We start from the raw sequence: 18,063 nt of genomic DNA, 5'->3' as shown, positions 1-18,063 counted from the left end.
TCCACTACTACAACCACAACCGTCTACATTCGACAGTCGGCCACCGAACACCCCACGAAACCCGAACCAGCTACAGTCACCAACAAGCCGCGTGAAACCCCGTGTCCGGTATCCGGGGGAAACTCCATTCGCGTGATTGCGTGGACGGCACGCGTGATCAGAAGGACGACACTCGTGATCAGCGGGACGGCGCGCTCGCGGCCGAGCCCCACCGCGAGCCGTCCGTCCAATCACGGGTGTCGTCCACGCAATCACGTGTGCCGTCCATCTGGTCACGCGAAACCGCTGGAATAAAGGCTCGTGAGGCGAGGACGGTACGGTGGGTCGCGATGCGGCACCGCACTCACGTGATTGAAGGCGGATCTCGCGTGCAGGAAGGCGGGACACCTGAGTGCGGCTTTCAGTCACGCGAGTCACGTGCCTGATCACGCGAGTCACGCCTTCACGGACTTCGGGCCAGTAGCTGCAGGAGGACGGTTCCAGCCGTCCTCGCCACGCTCAGTCGAGGCCGAGCACGCGCTGTTCGCCGCTGTAGAGGTTCATGCTGTCGCCGCGCAGGAAACCGATGAGCGTCATGCCGTTCTCCTCGGCCAGTTCCGCGGCCAGCGACGACGGCGCGGAGACGGCCGCCAGCAGCCCGATCCCGGCCATGGCGGCCTTCTGCACCAGTTCGAACGAGGCGCGGCCGGACACCAGCAGCCCGGTGTCCGCCGCGGGGATCCGGCCCTCCTGCAGCGCCCAGCCCAGCACCTTGTCGACGGCGTTGTGCCTGCCGACGTCCTCGCGGACGACGGCGAGGTTCCCGTCTCCGTCGAACAGGGCGGCCGCGTGCAGCCCGCCGGTGCTGGAGAACACCTTCTGGTGCGCGCGGAGGGTGTCCGGGAGCTTCGCCAGCACGTCGGTGCTCACCGCGAATTCGGACTTCTCCGGGGAAAACCGGCTTTTCAGCTTCACCGCGTCGAGCGCGGCCTTGCCGCAGACGCCGCACGAGGACGTGGTGTAGAAGTTCCGCTCGACGCCGGTCTCCGGCGGGGCGACCCCTTCGGCCAGCGCGATGTCCAGGACGTTGTAGGTGTTGCGGCCTTGGTCGTCGACGCCGTCGCAGTACCGCGCGACCGCGACGTCCTCACGCGAGGCGAGCACGCCTTCGGACAGCAGGAACCCGTGCGCCAGTTCGACGTCGTTGCCGGGTGTCCGCATGGTGACCGCGAGTGCCTTGCCACCGACGCGGATCTCAAGCGGCTCTTCGGCCGCGAGCGCGTCGGGCCGCCGCACGTCCTTGGTCGCGGAGATCTTCCGCACCGGACGCCGCACCGTCACCCTGCCCACTTGTCCACCCTTCTGACCGATAATTCGACACTTGGATACTGCAACGTCGGGAATTAAGTAATACATTCCCAGTGCACATCCTCAGAGTACGGAGGCGCCGGATGGCTGTCGGCTTCCTGGACCGTTCCCGCATCGTCGCATCACCGGGCTGGAGCCGCTGGCTGGTGCCGCCCGCCGCGCTGGCCGTCCACCTCTCGATCGGCCAGGCGTACGCGTGGAGCGTCTTCAAACCGCCGCTGGAGAAGACTCTCGGCCTCACCGGGACGGAGAGCGCGCTGCCGTTCCAGCTCGGCATCGTGATGCTCGGGCTGTCGGCGGCCTTCGGCGGGACGCTGGTCGAACGCAACGGGCCGCGCTGGGCGATGTTCGTCTCGATGGTCTGTTTCAGCTCGGGCTTCCTGCTCTCCGCGCTCGGCGTGGCGACCTCGCAGTACTGGCTCGTCGTCCTCGGCTGGGGCGGGATCGGCGGCATCGGGCTCGGGATCGGCTACATCTCCCCGGTTTCGACCCTGATCAAATGGTTCCCGGACCGGCCCGGCATGGCCACCGGCATCGCGATCATGGGCTTCGGCGGCGGCGCGCTGATCGCCTCCCCGTGGTCTTCGCAGATGCTGGGCGCGGCGCCGTGGTCCATCGGGACGGTCGCGACCGCCTTCCTCGTGCACGGCCTGGTCTACGCCGTCTTCATGACCCTCGGCATCCTGCTGGTGCGGGTCCCCGCCGACGACTGGAAGCCGAAGGGCTGGGAACCGAAGACCGACCACGGCAACGCAATGATCACCACCGCGAACGTGTCGGCGCGCAACGCCATCAGGACGCCGCAGTTCTGGCTCCTCTGGGTGGTCCTGTGCTTCAACGTGACCGCGGGCATCGGCATCCTGGAGAAGGCCTCGCCGATGATCGCGGACTTCTTCCGCGAGACCTCGACCCCGGTCGGCACCGCCGCCGCGGCCGGATTCGTCGCGTTGCTCTCGCTGACCAACATGCTCGGCCGGTTCGTCTGGTCGTCCACTTCGGACCTGGTGGGGCGCAAGAACATCTACCGGCTCTACCTCGGCGTCGGCGCCCTGCTGTACCTGGTGATCGCGCTGACCACCAACGCCTCGAAGCTCGTGTTCGTCCTGTGCGCGATGCTGATCCTGTCCTTCTACGGCGGCGGCTTCGCGACCGTGCCGGCGTATCTGAAGGACCTCTTCGGCACCTACCAGGTGGGCGCGATCCACGGCAGGCTGCTGACCGCGTGGTCGATGGCGGGCGTGCTCGGGCCGCTGATCGTCAACGCCATCGCCGACAGCCAGAAGGCGGCGGGCAAGGTCGGCCCGGAGCTGTACTCGACGTCGCTGTTCATCATGATCGGCCTGCTGGTCGTCGGTTTCATCGCGAACGAGCTGGTGCGCCCGGTCAACCCGAAGTACCACGAGCCGGCGTCGTCCGGCGAGCCCGCGAGGAGTGAGGCCCGATGACCGAACAGGCTCCCGAACGCCGCCGCACCGGGCTGATGGTCTTCGCGTGGCTGTGGGTCGCGCTCCCGTTCGCCTACGGCGTCTACGAACTGTTCCGCAAGGTGGTCCAGCTCTTCGGCGGCTGAAGTAGGGTCGGCTCGTGGGAGTTCTGGTCACCGGGGCGTCGCGCGGCATCGGCCGCGCTATCGCCCGTGCCTTCGCGGAAAAGGGCGACCGTGTCGCCGTCCACTACGCCTCGAAGCGGGAGGAAGCCGAGCGAACCCTCGGCGAATTGCCCGGTTCCGGGCACGGCCTGATCCAAGGCGACCTTGCGGAACCCGAAGTGGCACAACGGGTCGCCGACGAGGCCGAGGCACTGGTGGGCGGAGTCGACGTCCTCGTGAACAACGCCGCCTTCGCGCCGTCCGCGGCTTCGGCCCATCCGATCGCCGAAGTGTCCTATGCGGACTGGCAGCGGGTCTGGCGGCGGATGCTCGACGTCAACGTGCTCGGCACCGCGAACGTGACCTACTGCGTGGCGCGGCACATGATCCAGCGCGGCGCGCCCGGCCGCGTGGTCAACATCGGCTCGCGGGGAGCCTTCAAGGGCGAGCCCGAGTTCCCGGCGTACGGCGCGAGCAAGGCGGCGCTGCACTCGCTGGGGCAGTCGCTCGCCGTCGCCCTCGCCCCGCACGGGATCGCCGTGACCTCGGTCGCGCCCGGTTTCACCGCGACCGACCGGGTCGCGGCGAAGGTCGAAGGCGCGCGGGGCGAGAGTCCGTTCGGCCGGGTCGGCACTCCCGAGGAGGTCGCCTCCGCGGTGCTCTACCTGGCCTCCGGCGAGGCCGCGTGGGCGTCCGGGGCGATCCTCGACCTGAACGGCGCGTCGCATCTGCGGATGTGAACTGGATCACTGATGCAGCGCTGACGGTCTCCCGCGCGTCTATGGAACGTGCACAAGCTGGGGAAGGTCCTGGTCGCCGCGCTCGCGGTGGCGGTGTTCGGCGGGACCGCGTACGGATACACGACGCTGGAGTCGCTCGACGGCATCACCCGCGAGGACGTGATCGAGGCGCCGGATCCGGGGGAGCAGCCCGCCGACGGTTCGCTGGACATCCTGCTGGTCGGACGCGACGCGCGCACCGACAACCAGGACCGGCCGCTCCCGCCGGAGATCCTGCGGGAACTGCGGGCCGGGGCGAACGGCGACGACCTGACCGACACCCTCATCGTGCTCCGAATCCCCAACGGCCAGCAGGCGGTGAAGGCGTTCTCGATCCCGCGTGACTCCTGGGTCGCGCAGCCGGGCACGAAGGACAAGAGCAAGATCAACGAGATCTTCGGCCGGACCAAGTTCGCCTCGGCGAACGAGCAGCGCGCGGCGGGCAAGACCGACAAGGCCGAGATCAACAAGCAGGCGATCACCGCGGCGCGCAAGGCGACCCTGAAGGCCGTCGAAGAGCTCAGCGGCGTCAAGATCGACCACTTCGCCGAGGTCAACCTGCTGAGCTTCTACGAGATCAGCAAGGCCGTCGGCGGCGTCGAGGTCTGCCTGAAGAACGCCACCAAGGACCGCGATTCGGGCGCGAACTTCCCCGCCGGGCCGCAGACGATCCAGGGCGCCGACGCGCTCGCCTTCGTCCGCCAGCGCAAGAACCTGCCGCGCAGCGACCTCGACCGCGTCCGCCGTCAGCAGGTGTTCCTCGCGGGGCTGGCGAAACAGGTGCTCTCCGGCGGGACCCTCGCCAACCCGGCGCGCGTGTCCGACCTGATCGAGGCGGTGAAGCGTTCGGTCGTGCTCGACGGTTCGTGGAACCTGCTCGACTTCGTGCGGCAGATGCGCGGGGTGTCCGGCGGCGGTATCGCGTTCGAGACCATCCCGGTGGTCAACCCCGACTACCGCTACGACCCCCGGCATCCGACCTGGACCGCCGTGCAGGTGGATCCCGCCCAGGTGCGCGCGTTCGCCGCCTCGCTGATCGGCGTGCAGCCCACGACCCCGCAGGCGCCCGCCGGGCCCAAGGTCGACGTCGTCAACGCGAGCGGCAAGGACGGTCTCGCCGCGCGCGTCTCGGAACTGTTGGCGGAGAAGGGATACGGCAAGGGCGACACGAAGGCCGAGGCCGGCCGCCGGACGTCGGTCGTGCGGTACAGCGACGCGGCCGGACCCGCCGCGGAGATCGCGAAACTGCTCGGCGGACTGGACGTCCAGAAAGCCGATTCGGTCGCGGCGGGCCAGGTCGAGGTCGTCCTCGGCCAGGTCTACAAAGGACCGGGCGTCTCCGCGGGCGGTGGCGCGGCCGGTGCGCTCGGCCAGCAGCCGATCACGGCCGAAGGCACCGACTGCATCGACTGAGCCGTGTCACTCCCTTGGCGGGATCTTCCCGTTCTTGGCGACCGGAAGGCCGAGCTGGACCGGCTCGGTGATGACGGCCGCTTCGCTGGGGAAGTGGGACAGCACCGGGTTCAGGTGGGTCAGCTTCAGCGTGACCGGCCCGACGACGCTCGGCGCGGTGCTGATGTCCGCCTTCGCCAGATCCAGCCACTGGACGGTGCCGAGCACCTCGGGCGGGATCTCGTCACCGCGTTTGGCCACCGGGACGCACAACTGCCGCGCGTTGCCGACCTTCACGTCCACCTTCGGCCGATCGGCCAGCACCGGGTTGAGATGGCCGAGCGTGAGCGGGAACGGGATGGTCGGGATGCCGAGGACGCGCAGGGTGTAGCACGCGAGGTCGATATGCCGCACGAACGACAGGATCTCCGGTGGCGGCAGCTTGCCGTTCTTCGCGACCGGGACGCACAACTGCTCGGGCGACAACATCGTCACGTGCAAATCCTGGATGCCGAGCTTCTGCACGACCGGGTTCAGATGGCTCAGCGTCAGCGGGAAGTCCACCGTACGGCCTTCGATCCGGTAGCACGACAGATCCACCCAGCGGACGTAGTCGACGATCCCCGGCGGCGGGATCGCGCCGTTCTTCGCCACCGGCACGCACAGTTGTTGGCGTTCACCGAGCTTGACCGTCTCCACCGGCAGGTTCCCGAGTACGGGGTTGAGGTGCTTGAGGGTGAGCTCCGTCGGCGGCGGTTTGTAGCCTTCGGTCCGGTAGCAGGACAGGTCGAGCTGGGAGACGAAGGGCAGCGGCGGCGGTGCGCCCGCCGCGGCGGTGGCCGCGCCGGGCAACACCGCGACGAGCAGGAGCGAAGCCAGGGCGGCGAAGCAACGCAAGGTCGATCTTCGTGACATGGCAAGGCCTTTCCGCGAAAGGGGTTGGCCATTTCACGGTGGACCCCGTCCGGCGCCGGGCGGCACCGCCAAGCGGGCAGCTTAAGGTGCGGCCAGCGTGCCCGAAGCCTCGACGACCTTCGGAGCGGGCTCATCCGGACGCAACCTTCGGCGCAGTCGCACGATCTCCGCGAGCGGCGCTCCGCCGGTGATCTCGATCGCGGCCAGCGAAGGCAGCGTGACACCGGCGTCCAGCAGCCGCCGGACCTGTCCGGCGTCCAGGGTGAGGACACGCAACGAGGACAGTTCGCCGACGCGTTCCAGGTCCGGTACGTCGAGACCGGCCAGCCCCAGCCTGATCAGCCCCGGCAGCCCGGCCAGCGGACCGAAGTCGATCGGATGCCTCACTCCCGCGAGCGAAAGCCTCCAGAGGGTGGGATGCCCGGCGAGCCCGGTGAGATCCACCTCGGCGGCCCCGATCTCCACCGCTTCGAGGAAGGGGAACCCGGACAGGTTCGCGACGACGGAATCGGCCCGGTTGACCCGAAGATGCCGCAACGACGTCAACGGGTTCAGCACCGCCAGATCCACGGAGCCCGGGTCGTTGAGGTAGAGCTCCTGGACGAGTTCCGGATCCTCGACCTCGCCGAGATCCGTCGTCCTGGTCAGTACTTGGTCGTGAGCCCGGCCGGACTCCTCGTGGAAGGAGGCGTCGGCGATGAGATAGGGCGACTCGGGTTCGTCGTTGTCGTACTCTCCGGCTTTCAGCGCACGGATGACTTCTTCCAGCATCTCGGTGATCGAGGCGGCGACGTACCGGATGGGGCCCCAGACGTTCCTTCCGCATTCGAGGATCTGGCCACTGGCACCGTTTTCGGCCGGATCGAGATCGACGACGACGAAATCGCCCGCGTGATCGCTGCCGAAGGTGATCCACCAATCGTTGCGGGACAAGCGTTTCACCCGGCCCGGGGGCGACGTCTCGAAGACCACGCCCTCGTCGGTGACCCGGTCTTCCCACCCGTGGGAGCCGGGGGCGCCCTCGAGGTAACGCTCGACGAGGAGGTGGAGCGGGTCGTGGGCGTACCGGCCGAGCAACCCGGACTCCTTGTCCCAGTCCGTCACGCGGAACAGCGCGCGAAGATCCTCCGGGAGCCGTGCACCGATCCGCGCCTCCGCCTCGGCGAGTTCGGCTTCGGTCCGGCCGGGCTCCCAGGACGGCGCGTGGCCCTTGATCTTCTCGTACAACCCGGCGAATTCCGTGGCGAGGGCCGTGACCCTGGCGAGCACGGCCGGATCGGTCGGGGCACCCGTCGCCCGCGAGTGGCCGGGCAGCGGGATGATGCCCGGCAACGGATGTGCCGGGTAGCGGAAGTCCTCGTCGAACACCAGCCAGGCCGGGGACGTGGTGCCGACGTCCGGTGTGGCGAGGAACGAGTACTCCCCGGTGTGGCTCAGTCGCGCCTCGTAGATCGACGGGGGCAGGGGCAGGAACAAGTCCGCCAGCGCCGTCATGTCGGCATCGAGGTACCGGCCGCTGTCGGTCTCCGCCTGGATGGAGAGCTCGCCGCCGGTGTTGTGGATGCGCAGCACGGCGCTCGTGAACTCGACCGAACGCGTGCTGTCCCGCAGAAGGCGCGCCATCTCGCGGCCGATGTCCCCAGGGTTCATGGTCGTGAACCTAGCGGGAGGGACCGACAAGAAACCGCTAAGCCACCGGCTCCAGCCGCACCACGACCGCCTTCGACACCGGCGTGTTCGACTTGTCCGCCACCGAATCCAGCGGCACCAGCGCGTTCGCCTCGGGGAAGTACGCGGCCGCGCAGCCCTTCGCCGTCGGATACGAGACCACCCGGAACCGCGGTGCCCGGCGGTCGCCGTCCCGCCATTCCGAGACCAGGTCGACCATCGCGCCGTCGGCCAGCCCGAGCGCGGTCAGGTCGTCGGGGTTGACCAGCACCACGCGCCGCGCGTCCTCGATGCCGCGGTAACGGTCGGAAAGGCCGTAGATGGTGGTGTTGTACTGGTCGTGGCTGCGCATCGTCTGCAACAGCAGCCTGCCTTCGGGCACCTGGGGGTATTCGAGTTCGGAGACGGTGAAGTTCGCCTTGCCGTTCGCGGTTCCGTTGAACTGCCGCGAATCGCGCGGTGCGTGCGGGAGGACGAACCCGTCCGGCTCACGCACGCGGGCGTTGTAGTCGTGGCAGCCGGGGACGACCTTGGCGATCCGGTCGCGGATGAGGTCGTAGTCGGCGTGGAAGTCCCGCCACGGCACGGCGTGCCCGGCACCGAGCAGGGCTTCCGCGAGATGGCAGATGATCGCGACCTCGGAGAGCAGATGCTCACTGGCCGGGGTCAGCCTGCCGCGCGAGGTGTGCACCTGCGACATCGAGTCCTCGACGGTGACGAACTGCTCGCCGCCGGCCTGGACGTCGCGTTCGGTGCGGCCGAGGGTGGGCAGGATCAGCGCGGTCTTGCCGGGCACGACGTGCGAGCGGTTGAGCTTCGTCGACACGTGCGCGGTCAGCGAGCACGACTTGAGCGCCTTCTCGGTCAGCTCAGTATCCGGTGTGGCGGAAGCGAAATTGCCGCCGACGGCGAAGAAGACCTTGCCGTGCCCGTCCCGCATCGCGCGGATCGCGGCGACGGTGTCGTGACCGTGGTCTCGCGGCACCTTGATGCCGAACTCGGCGTCGAGGCTGTCCATGAACGACTCCGGCATCTTCTCCCAGATGCCCATCGTCCGGTCGCCCTGGACGTTGGAGTGCCCGCGCACGGGGCACAGGCCCGCGCCCGGCTCGCCGATCATGCCGCGCACCAGCGCCAGGTTCGCGACCTCGGAGATGGTCTGCACCGCGTGCTTGTGCTGGGTCAGCCCCATCGCCCAGCAGTAGATGGTCCGCTTCGACGTCGCGATCATCCGCGCCAGCCGCTCGATCTGCTCACGCGGCAGCCCGGTCGCGGCATCGACCTCGGCCCAGTCGATCTCCCGCAGATGCTTCGCGTAGTCCTCGAAGCCCTCGGACGACGACTCGATGAACGCGTGGTCGACGATCGTGCCGGGGGTTTCCTGCTCCCACTTCAGCAGCAGATGCCCGATCGCCTGGAACAGCGCGAGGTCGCCACCGAGCCGGATCTGCGCGAACTCGTCGGCCAGCGGGGTGCCCTTGCCGATCACACCGCGGACGTTCTGCGGGTTCTTGAACCGCATCAGGCCGGCCTCGGGCAGTGGGTTGACCGCCACGATCTTCGCGCCGTTGCCCTTGGCCTCCTCCAGCGCGGACAGCATGCGCGGGTGGTTCGTGCCCGGGTTCTGGCCGACCACCACGATCAGGTCCGCCTTGTGGATGTCGGCGAGCGACACCGAGCCCTTGCCGATCCCGGTCGTGGCCGCGAGCGCCGCACCGGAGGACTCGTGGCACATGTTGGAGCAGTCCGGCAGATTGTTGGTGCCGTAGGAGCGCACGAGCAGCTGGTAGAGGAACGCGGCCTCGTTGCTGGTGCGGCCGGAGGTGTAGAAGATCGCCTCGTTCGGGTCGCTCAGCGCCCGCAGCTCGTCCGCGACCAGCGTGAACGCGTCGTCCCAGGAGATCGGCTCGTAGTGCGAAGCCCCTTCGCGCAGCACGAACGGCTCGGTGATGCGGCCCTGCTGGCCGAGCCAGTAGTCCGTCTTGTCCGCCAGCTCGTGGATGGAATGCGCGGCGAAGAACTCGCGGCCGACGCGGCGCTTCGTCGCCTCCTCGGCGACGGCCTTCGCCCCGTTCTCACAGAACTCCGCGAGCTTGCGGTGCTCGCCGTCGACCTCGCGAGGCTCCGGCCAGGCGCAACCGGGACAGTCGAAGCCGTCGCGCTGGTTCAGCAGGCGCAGCGTCTTCACGGTGCGCGCGGCGCCCATCTGCTCCATGCCGCGCATCAGGGAGACGGCGACACCGGGGATCCCGGCCGCCCAGCTCTTCGGTTTCCCGACCTCGAGCTGTGTCTCGTCAACGTCGTTCGCGGGTGCTTCGCGGGTCATGACCCCATCGTGCGCCTTGCCGTCTTCGCGCGCGACCGAGGGGTCAGGCGTCGGTGACGATCCTGGTGATCTGCGACTCGTCGAGCGGGAACCAAGGTGTCTCGTTGACGCCGCGTTCCTGCACCGCGTTCACCGTCACCGCGGCCACGACCAGCACGATCAGGCCGACGAGCGCCGCGATACCCGGCCACCGGCTCGTCCCCGGCGCGGAGTAGCCGCCCCCGGAGGCCGCGGCGGCCTTCTGCTGCCTGCGACGCTTCTTCTTGAGTTCCTTCTTCGCACCCAGCCAGGCGTCGCGTTCGGCGTGTTTCTGCCAGTCCGGATTCATCAGATCCGGATGGGTCTCGATCCGCCGGTCCTCTTCGTCCATCTCGGTCCTCTTCCCCAGGATTTCGGCCGACTACCGGCAGGTGTCCCTCGACGGGAGGGGTTTCGTCGGGTCGTAGGTGCTGGTCTCGTCGACGGGAGGTGTGCCGGCGACGGTGCTGTCCTTGCCAGCGTACTGGGGTGCGAGGATCCCGGCCCTGGCCGCGTCGCAGGCCATGTGTGAGCGGTAACCCCTGCCTTCCCCGAAGGAGAGCCCGGCGTCGGCCTTCGCGAACGGCGGCGCCTTGCGGATCACGTAGTCCTGTTCTTCGCGGAGGAAGGGGACGATGTCCGACGGCGACAATGCCTCGCCCGGGCGTGCGTCGAAGGCGTAAGCGGTCGTGTAGCTCGCGTGGATGACCAGCTCGCCTTTGCCGCCGGACTTCACCGTCAGCGCGCCGGTCATCCGCGGGGGAGCCTTCGACAGCGCCTTCTGCCCGATGAGGGTCAGGTACCGGTTCTTCTCGACGGTGGGACCACTGGTGAGCATCTCGTGGATCTGGGCGCGCTCGTTCGGGGCCAGCAGGGCGAGCAGTTCCGAACCGTCGTGGTCCCGCAGCGCCCGGGAGCCGAGCCGCGCGGCCGTGATGGCCTCCGTCACCTTCCGGTACGCGGCGTCGACCTCTTGCGCGGTGAAGCCGCCGACGGCCTGCCCCGGCGGCACGGTGATCCCGGCCAGACCTTCACGCCAGTTCGCGGCGGGCGTGCGGTCGAACGGCCGATCGAGGTCGACGCCGGTGAGCACCGGGGCCGCCTTCGGAGGCTGCGGCGCGGGAACGGAGCTTCCCCGCAGCTGGTGCACGACGACCGCCGCGGCCCCGAGCAATGCCACGGTCCCGATCACGAACAGGACCACGACGACCTTGCGGGTCATCCGGAACCGGCGGCGCGGCCGCTGCTTCCGTCGCCGTTTGAGATCCTTCTTCGCGCCGAGCCGAGCCTCGCGTTCGGCTCGTTTGCGCCACTCCGGATCCATCAGATCCGGATGCGTCTCCAACCGCGCGTCCTCCAAGAACCCGCCCCTCCCCAGTGCGTGACGACATCCCCTCATCGGCTGGGAACGGCGGGCGTTACGGCCGGTGAGGAAGTCGATAGAGGGGGTTCGTAGACTTGTCAACTGTGACCGAGAACGCCCAGCCGCAGCAGACCGACCTTCCGGGTACCTGGAACCCGGCCGACGAAGAAGCCTCGCTCTACCAGCGTTGGGTAGACGCCGGCTACTTCACGGCCGACCCCACGTCGGACAAGCCGCCGTTCACGGTAGTCATCCCGCCCCCGAACGTGACCGGTTCGCTGCACATCGGGCACGCGTTCGAGCACACGCTGATCGACGCCATCACCCGCTACCACCGCATGCTCGGCGACGAGACGCTGTACCTGCCGGGGATGGACCACGCGAGCATCGCGGTCCACGCGCTGGTCGAGAAGCAGCTCCGCGCCGAAGGCACCAGCCGCCGCGAACTCGGCCGCGAGGCCTTCGTGGAGCGCGTCTGGCAGTGGAAGAACGAGCACGGCGGCAAGATCCTCGCCCAGATGAAGCGCCTCGGCGAGGGTGTGGACTGGACCCGTGAGCGGTTCACCATGGACGACGGCCTGTCCAAGGCCGTCAACACTATCTTCAAGAAGCTCTTCGACGACGGCCTGATCTACCGCGCCGAGCGCCTGGTCAACTGGTCGCCGGAGCTGCGGTCGGTGCTGTCCGACGCCGAGGTGAAGCACGAAGAGGTCGAAGGCGAACTCGTCTCGATGCGTTACGGCGACGGCGAGAACGCGATCGTCGTGGCCACCACCCGGATGGAGACGATGCTCGGCGACACCGCCGTCGCGGTCCACCCGGACGACGAGCGCTACACCCACCTCATCGGCACCGAGGTCGAGCTGCCGCTGACCGGGCGCAAGATCCCGATCGTCGCGGACAAGCACGTCGACCCGGAGTTCGGCACCGGCGCGGTCAAGGTGACCCCCGCGCACGACCCGAACGACTTCGAGATCGGCCAGCGGCACGACCTGCCGATGATCACGATCATGGACGAGCAGGGCCGGATCGACGGCACCGGCACCGAGTTCGACGGCATGGACCGCTTCGAGGCCCGTGTCGCGGTGCGCGAGAAGCTGCGCGAGCAGGGCCGCATCGTCGCGGAGAAGCGCCCGTACCTGCACAGCGTCGGGCACTCGGAGCGCTCGAAGGAGCCGATCGAGCCGCGGCTTTCGCTGCAGTGGTTCGTCAAGGTCGGCCCGCTCGCGAAGGCGGCGGGCGACGCGGTGCGCGACGGCCGGGTCGACGTCCACCCGGCGGAGATGGAGAAGCGCTACTTCGACTGGGTCGACAACCTGCACGACTGGTGCATCTCGCGTCAGCTGTGGTGGGGCCACCGCATCCCGGTCTGGTACGGCCCGAACGACGAGGTCGTCTGCGTCGGACCGGACGAGGAGCCGCCCTCGGGCGAGGGCTGGACCCAGGACCCGGACGTCCTCGACACCTGGTTCTCGTCGGGCCTGTGGCCGTTCTCCACCCTCGGCTGGCCGGAGAAGACCCCGGACCTGAACAAGTTCTATCCGACGTCGGTGCTGGTCACCGGCTACGACATCCTGTTCTTCTGGGTCGTGCGGATGATGATGTTCGGCCTCTACGCCACCGGCGAGGCGCCGTTCAAGACCATCGCGCTGCACGGCATGGTCCGTGACCAGTTCGGCAAGAAGATGTCGAAGACCGCGGGCAACGGCGTCGACCCCATCGAGTGGATGGACGCCTACGGCACCGACGCGCTGCGCTTCACCCTCACGCGGGGCGCCAACCCGGGCACCGACGTGCCGATCGGCGAGGAGTGGGTCGCGGGCTCCCGGAACTTCACCACGAAGCTCTGGAACGCCACCAAGTTCGCGATGATGAACGGCGCGGACGCCAACGCCCCGCTGCCGCCGGCCGCCGAACTCACCGAAGCCGACCGCTGGATCCTCGGCAGGCTCGGCAACGTCGTCGACGAGGTCACCGGCTACCTGGCGGACTACCAGTTCGCGAAGGCCACCGACACGCTCTACCAGTTCACCTGGACCGAGCTGTGCGACTGGTACCTGGAGCTGTCGAAGGTCCAGGTCTTCCAGGGTGACGAGGCCCGCGTGACGGCGACGCGCGCGGTGCTGGGGCACGTGTTCGACACCGTGCTGAAGCTGCTGCACCCGTTCATCCCGTTCATCACCGAAAAGCTGTGGACGGCGCTGACCAGCCGCGAGTCGCTGGTGATCGCCCCGTGGCCGGTGGCCGACGCCTCGTACGCCGACGCCGTGGCGGACAAGCGGATCGCGGACGTGCAGAAGCTGGTCACCGAGGTGCGGCGGTTCCGCGCGGACCAGGGCCTCAAGCCCAGCCAGAAGGTGGCCGCACGGCTGTCCGGCGACGGGTTCGCCGAGCTGACCGGGCACGACGAGCCGATCCGCTCGCTCGTCCGGCTGACCCAGCCCGAAGAGGGCTTCGCGCCGAGCGCGTCGCTCGAGGTCGGGCTGTCGGCCGGTGTGGTGACCGTCGAGCTGGACCTGTCCGGCACGATCGACGTCGCCGCGGAGCGCAAGCGTCTGCAGAAGGACCTCGGCGTGGCGGAGAAGGAACTGGCGCAGGCCGAGGTCAAGCTCGGCAACCAGGCCTTCATCGACAAGGCGCCGGAGCCGGTGATCGACAAGATCCGGGCCCGCAAGGAGACCGCGGTCGCGGACATCGAGCGCATCAACGCCCGGCTGGCCGCCCTCCCCGCCTCCTGACGAACGCCAGGAACGGTCCTTTCCTCGCAAATTTTGCGAGGAAAGGACCGTTCCTTGCATTCAGCGGAGGTGACGGAGGACCACCGCGGCCACGCCCGCCATCCCGGTGCGATACGGGTGGTAAGCCGCCGCGGCGAGCAGTTTCGTGTGCTGCCCGTTGATCCACGCGGCCCCGTTCTTCGCGCACGCGTCGTGTCCGGCGGACGGTCCGAAGGTGTCCACGAAGGTCGCCTTGCCGTCGGCCGCGACGGCCTTCTCGATCGCCGAGTTCAGCGCCTTCTCGACGTCGTTGAGCCACGCGTAGTCGCCCTCGGCGAAGGGCAGGATCTTCGGGCAGTACCCGCGTTCCGGCGCGATCCGCGGGTAGCCGATGACGAGCACCTCGGCGCGCGGCGAGCGGGCGTGGATCCCGGCCAGCACCTTCTCGACGTTCTTGCCGGTGTCGGCGATCTTGGCCTTGATGGTGTCGACACCGCCGACGGTGAACCTGTCCTGGCAAGGGTTCCCGGTGGGATCGCTCGCCCGCAGCGACGGGCAGGTGCCGACGAGCGTGCCGAAGACGCCGTAGTCGTTGCCGCCGATACCGACCGTCACCAGGTCGGTGTTCGCGCGCAGGGCGCTGAACTGGGGCGGGTTGCTGCCGAGGGTCACGCTTTGGCGCTGCGTCATGTTGGTGGTGTCGGCGCCACCGCAGCTGATGTCGGTGAAGGAGCGGACTCGCAGCGCGGAGGCGAGCATCGACGGGTAGTTCTGCGTCGACTTGCCGCAGAAGAGCGGATCGAGGCGGGGGAGCGGGATGAGCGGTCCGGAGGTGTAGGAATCACCCAGCGCGACGTAATTCCGGTAGGACCGCGTGGTGGCGGTGGCCGCCGTGGCGGAGGCGATCAGCAGGACGACGGTCGAGACGGCCGCGAACAGGACGCGTCTGTAGCGCATGAGGACCCCGATCTCCGGACTGGATGGCCTCTCAAAAATGAACCGGATCCGCCCCCGTCGGCGCCGCCGATCGGGTGGTCGAGCGCCGGTTTCACCCGCTTGGGGTGTCACATCGGGTGATCGTCTTCGGGCCGCCGGTAGACGAGCAGATAACGGAAGAAGAGCAGGTTCCGGACCTTGCTGCCGGGCAGCAGGCGGGCCGCGTCGCGCCGGACGCGGTTCATCGGCGGGAAGGTCTCCACGATCGGCGCCGTCGGCAGGGGGTCGGCGCCGCCGTTCAGCCGGTCGGCCGCGTACACGACCACCCTGGCCAGCGCGTTCACCGGTGAGGCCACGAGAGCGCGCGCGTAGTCGGCGACGGTGCTGGGCCTGCCGAGGCCGAGCACGGCGAGCACCCCGCCGGGGACCAGCGCGTCACGCAGCTTGGTGACCGTGTCGAACGGCACGTGGTGGAGCATCGCGAGGCAGGAGATGAAGTCGTACGCCTCGTCCGGCAGCTTCTCGGCGACCACGTCGGCCTGCCGGTACGAGATCGTGCCGGGGCCCGGCGAGCCGGCGGCGCGGGCGAGGTCGATCATCGGACCGGACCGGTCGATCGCCTCGACGTGCATCCCGGTCGCCGCGAGCCGCCGCGCGAACCGCCCGCTGCCGCAGCCCACGTCCAGCGCCACGCCGGGCCCGGGAGGCAACTGGTCGAGCAGCAGCGGGTGATAGTGGTCGTTGTGGTTGAACCCCATGCGTCGAGAGTGCCAGGAAAAGCCGCACGTAGACTCGGCGTGACAGGCAGCAAGGCTAAGAGGAGAGTTCGTGCCGCGAGGTGACGGCCGGGATTCCGAAGATTTCAGGGAATCCCCGGACCTGGCAGATCTGGACAGTTTCGCCGGTGTCGACGAATTGGGGGCCCGCGCCCACGATCCGTCCGACGACACCGACCCGGATCTGGACGCACCCGACGCCGCGTACCAGGCGGGCGGCGGTGCGCGGGGCGGCATCGGCGGGATCGGGCAGCTGGGGGACAACCTCGCGCTCGGGCCCGTGCCGGACCTCGTCGCCGCGGAGGACGTGGAACTGCACGAACTGGACGACCAGGGCGACGAGTTCGCCCCGTCCGACCCCAACGGGCAGCAGGCGCGCCGCGAACTGCTCGCCGTCGAGGCCGAGCTGAACCAGCGCTGGCCCGAGACCAAGATCGAGCCGTCCCTCGCCCGGATCGCGGCCCTGGTCAACCTCATGGGTGAACCGCACCGCGGCTACCCGGTGCTGCACGTCGCCGGGACCAACGGCAAGGGCTCGACCACCCGGATGATCGACGCGCTGCTGACCCGCATGGGCCTGCGCGTCGGCCGGTACACGAGCCCGCATCTGCAACTGGTCACCGAGCGGATCGCGCTCGACGGCGCCCCCATCTCCGCCGCCGCGTACGTCGACCTGTACCGCGACGTCGCGCCGTACGTGACCATGGTGGACAACGCCGGCGGCCCGGACGCGGTGCCGATGAGCAAGTTCGAAGTGCTCACCGGGATGGCGTTCGCGGCCTTCGCCGACGCGCCCGTCGAAGCCGCGGTCATCGAGACCGGGCTCGGCGGCTCCTGGGACGCCACCAACGTCGTGGACGGTGACGTCGCCGTCATCACGCCGATCGGCGTCGACCACGTCGAGTACTTCGGCGGCTCCCCGGTCAAGGCCGCGGTGGAGAAGGCCGGGATCATCAAGCCGGGCAGTGTCGCGGTCATCGCGGAGCAGGACCCCGAAGTGCAGAAAGTCCTGCTGGAACGCGCCATCGAGGTCGACGCGAGCGTCGCCCGTGCGGGCAGCGAGTTCGGCGTGCTGGAGCGCGAGGTCGCCGTCGGCGGGCAGATGCTGAAGCTGCAGGGCCTCGGCGGTGTCTACGACGAGATCTTCCTGCCGCTGCACGGCGCGCACCAGGCCGCCAACGCCGCTCTGGCGCTGGCCGCCGTCGAGGCGTTCTTCGGCGCGGGCAAGGACAAGCAGTTGGTCATCGAGGCCGTTCGCGAGGCCTTCGCCGAGGTCGAGACCCCCGGCAGGCTGGAGCGCGTCCGCGCCGCCCCGACCGTGCTGCTCGACGCCGCCCACAACCCGCACGGCGCGAAGGCACTCGCGACCACTGTCGCCGAGGAGTTCGCCTTCCGCCGTCTCGCGGCCGTGGTCGGCGTGATGGCGGAGAAGGACGCGCGCGGCATCCTGGACGCCCTCGAACCGGTGGTGACCGAGATCGTCGTCACCAGGAACTCGTCCCCGCGCGCGATGCCGCTCGACGAACTCAACGACATCGCCATCTCGATCTTCGGCGAAGACCGGGTCGTGGCCGAGCCCAGCCTGGACGCCGCGATCGAGACCGCCATCGGCCTCGTCGAGCAGAGCGACGACCCCGAGGAACCGCTGGCGGGCGGCGGCGTGCTGGTCACCGGCTCCGTCGTCACCGCGGGCGAGGCCAGGACCCTGTTCGGTAAGGAGCCGGCGTGACCGACGAGACCCCGAAGCCGCCCGCCAAGGACCCGATGAAGTCCTTCCGCGGGGTGATGGCCGGTTCGCTGATCATGGAGGGCATCACCGTGGCGCTCGCGCTGCCGGTGGTGGCGAAACTCGGCGGCGGGGTCGGCTCGTTCACCGGCTGGTCGGTGATCGTGATCGCGGTCGCGCTGATCGTGCTGTGCGGTTTCCTGAAGAAGCCCTGGGCGGTGCCCGCGGTGCTGGTGCTGCAGGTCGCGCTGATCGCGTTCTTCGTCGCGCTGCCCGCCGTGGCGATCCTCGGGGTGATCTTCCTCGGGATCTGGCTGTGGCTGCTGTGGCTGCGGCGGGACGTGGCGCGGCGGATGGCGGCGGGGACGCTGCCGAGTCAGCAGCAGCAACCGCAGTAGCGCCTCGTGAGTGGTGAAGACGGTTAGAACCGTCCGTGTCTTGGCTACCTAAAGCCGATCACGCGTGTCGTCCAGTCAGTCACGTGACATCGCCACTCACGAGTTCGTTCATCA

At 69.0% G+C, this 18,063-nt stretch carries 15 protein-coding genes; 7 read left to right on the top strand and 8 right to left on the bottom strand.

Translation table 11 applies throughout. From position 1 onward, the window contains the following. Window positions 1-498: 498 nt before the first annotated feature. A complete protein-coding gene (fdhD, locus tag DMC61_RS34760) occupies window positions 499-1,329 on the bottom strand; it encodes a formate dehydrogenase accessory sulfurtransferase FdhD (RefSeq protein WP_125694698.1) in 831 nt (276 codons plus the stop codon). A gap of 101 nt (window positions 1,330-1,430) precedes the next feature. Here fdhD and DMC61_RS34755 point away from each other — a divergent pair, with 101 nt between their 5' ends. The 4 genes from DMC61_RS34755 to DMC61_RS34745 are packed head-to-tail and all read left to right on the top strand — an operon-like array spanning window position 1,431 to window position 5,127. After that, window positions 1,431-2,792 carry an OFA family MFS transporter gene (locus tag DMC61_RS34755; RefSeq protein WP_125694696.1) on the top strand — a complete coding sequence of 454 codons (1,362 nt, stop codon included), beginning with the start codon at window positions 1,431-1,433 and terminating at the stop codon, window positions 2,790-2,792. Then, window positions 2,789-2,917, top strand: a complete 129-nt coding sequence (locus DMC61_RS41980; protein WP_255355414.1) for a hypothetical protein — start codon at window positions 2,789-2,791, stop codon at window positions 2,915-2,917. The genes DMC61_RS34755 and DMC61_RS41980 overlap by 4 nt, the downstream gene beginning before the upstream one ends. Before the next feature lie 14 nt (window positions 2,918-2,931). Continuing rightward, window positions 2,932-3,675, top strand: coding sequence for an SDR family NAD(P)-dependent oxidoreductase (locus DMC61_RS34750; protein ID WP_125694694.1), 744 nt, complete (start codon window positions 2,932-2,934; stop codon window positions 3,673-3,675). A gap of 48 nt (window positions 3,676-3,723) precedes the next feature. Continuing rightward, window positions 3,724-5,127, top strand: a complete 1,404-nt coding sequence (locus tag DMC61_RS34745; protein WP_125694692.1) for an LCP family protein — start codon at window positions 3,724-3,726, stop codon at window positions 5,125-5,127. 6 nt (window positions 5,128-5,133) lie between these two features. On the opposite strand, the gene DMC61_RS34740 is transcribed toward DMC61_RS34745, so the two are convergent. The 5 genes from DMC61_RS34740 to DMC61_RS34720 form a co-directional block, all read right to left on the bottom strand. After that, the gene (locus tag DMC61_RS34740; protein ID WP_125694690.1) at window positions 5,134-6,021 is read right to left on the bottom strand and encodes a hypothetical protein; all 888 of its coding nucleotides are present in this window, start codon (window positions 6,019-6,021) and stop codon (window positions 5,134-5,136) included. An 81-nt stretch (window positions 6,022-6,102) separates the two neighbouring features. Beyond that, window positions 6,103-7,671 (bottom strand): SMI1/KNR4 family protein, encoded by a 1,569-nt coding sequence (locus DMC61_RS34735; protein WP_125694688.1) that lies wholly within the window; start codon window positions 7,669-7,671, stop codon window positions 6,103-6,105. 37 nt (window positions 7,672-7,708) lie between these two features. Further along, complete coding sequence (locus DMC61_RS34730) at window positions 7,709-10,015, bottom strand: FdhF/YdeP family oxidoreductase (RefSeq protein WP_125694686.1); 2,307 nt, start codon at window positions 10,013-10,015, stop codon at window positions 7,709-7,711. 43 nt (window positions 10,016-10,058) lie between these two features. Then, window positions 10,059-10,385 (bottom strand): hypothetical protein, encoded by a 327-nt coding sequence (locus tag DMC61_RS34725; protein ID WP_125694684.1) that lies wholly within the window; start codon window positions 10,383-10,385, stop codon window positions 10,059-10,061. Between the two features lie 30 nt (window positions 10,386-10,415). Then, entirely contained in the window at window positions 10,416-11,393 is a 978-nt protein-coding gene (locus tag DMC61_RS34720; RefSeq protein WP_125694682.1) for a hypothetical protein, read from the bottom strand. 107 nt (window positions 11,394-11,500) lie between these two features. On the opposite strand from DMC61_RS34720, the gene DMC61_RS34715 reads away from it, so the two are divergent. Further along, on the top strand, window positions 11,501-14,134 hold the full coding sequence (locus tag DMC61_RS34715; protein ID WP_125694680.1) for a valine--tRNA ligase: 2,634 nt from the start codon (window positions 11,501-11,503) through the stop codon (window positions 14,132-14,134). Window positions 14,135-14,194: 60 nt separating this feature from the next. Here DMC61_RS34715 and DMC61_RS34710 read toward each other — a convergent pair whose 3' ends face one another. Both DMC61_RS34710 and DMC61_RS34705 read right to left on the bottom strand, forming a co-directional pair. Next, a complete protein-coding gene (locus tag DMC61_RS34710; RefSeq protein WP_125694678.1) occupies window positions 14,195-15,070 on the bottom strand; it encodes an SGNH/GDSL hydrolase family protein in 876 nt (291 codons plus the stop codon). A gap of 107 nt (window positions 15,071-15,177) precedes the next feature. After that, window positions 15,178-15,807, bottom strand: a complete 630-nt coding sequence (locus DMC61_RS34705) for a bifunctional 2-polyprenyl-6-hydroxyphenol methylase/3-demethylubiquinol 3-O-methyltransferase UbiG (RefSeq protein ID WP_125694676.1) — start codon at window positions 15,805-15,807, stop codon at window positions 15,178-15,180. Window positions 15,808-15,877: 70 nt separating this feature from the next. Between DMC61_RS34705 and DMC61_RS34700 the strand changes: the two genes are divergently transcribed. Together DMC61_RS34700 and DMC61_RS34695 are read left to right on the top strand one after the other, a co-directional pair. Then, window positions 15,878-17,554, top strand: coding sequence for a folylpolyglutamate synthase/dihydrofolate synthase family protein (locus DMC61_RS34700; RefSeq protein WP_125694674.1), 1,677 nt, complete (start codon window positions 15,878-15,880; stop codon window positions 17,552-17,554). Continuing rightward, on the top strand, window positions 17,551-17,949 hold the full coding sequence (locus DMC61_RS34695) for a DUF4233 domain-containing protein (RefSeq protein WP_125694671.1): 399 nt from the start codon (window positions 17,551-17,553) through the stop codon (window positions 17,947-17,949). Before DMC61_RS34700 ends, DMC61_RS34695 begins: the two co-directional genes overlap by 4 nt. Window positions 17,950-18,063 lie beyond the last annotated feature (114 nt).

The sequence above is a fragment of the Amycolatopsis sp. WAC 04169 genome, from assembly GCF_003947535.1.
Lineage (GTDB): Bacteria > Actinomycetota > Actinomycetes > Mycobacteriales > Pseudonocardiaceae > Amycolatopsis > Amycolatopsis keratiniphila.
Note: the sequence above shows the minus strand (reverse complement) of the source record. Positions and strands in the feature narration are given on the sequence as shown.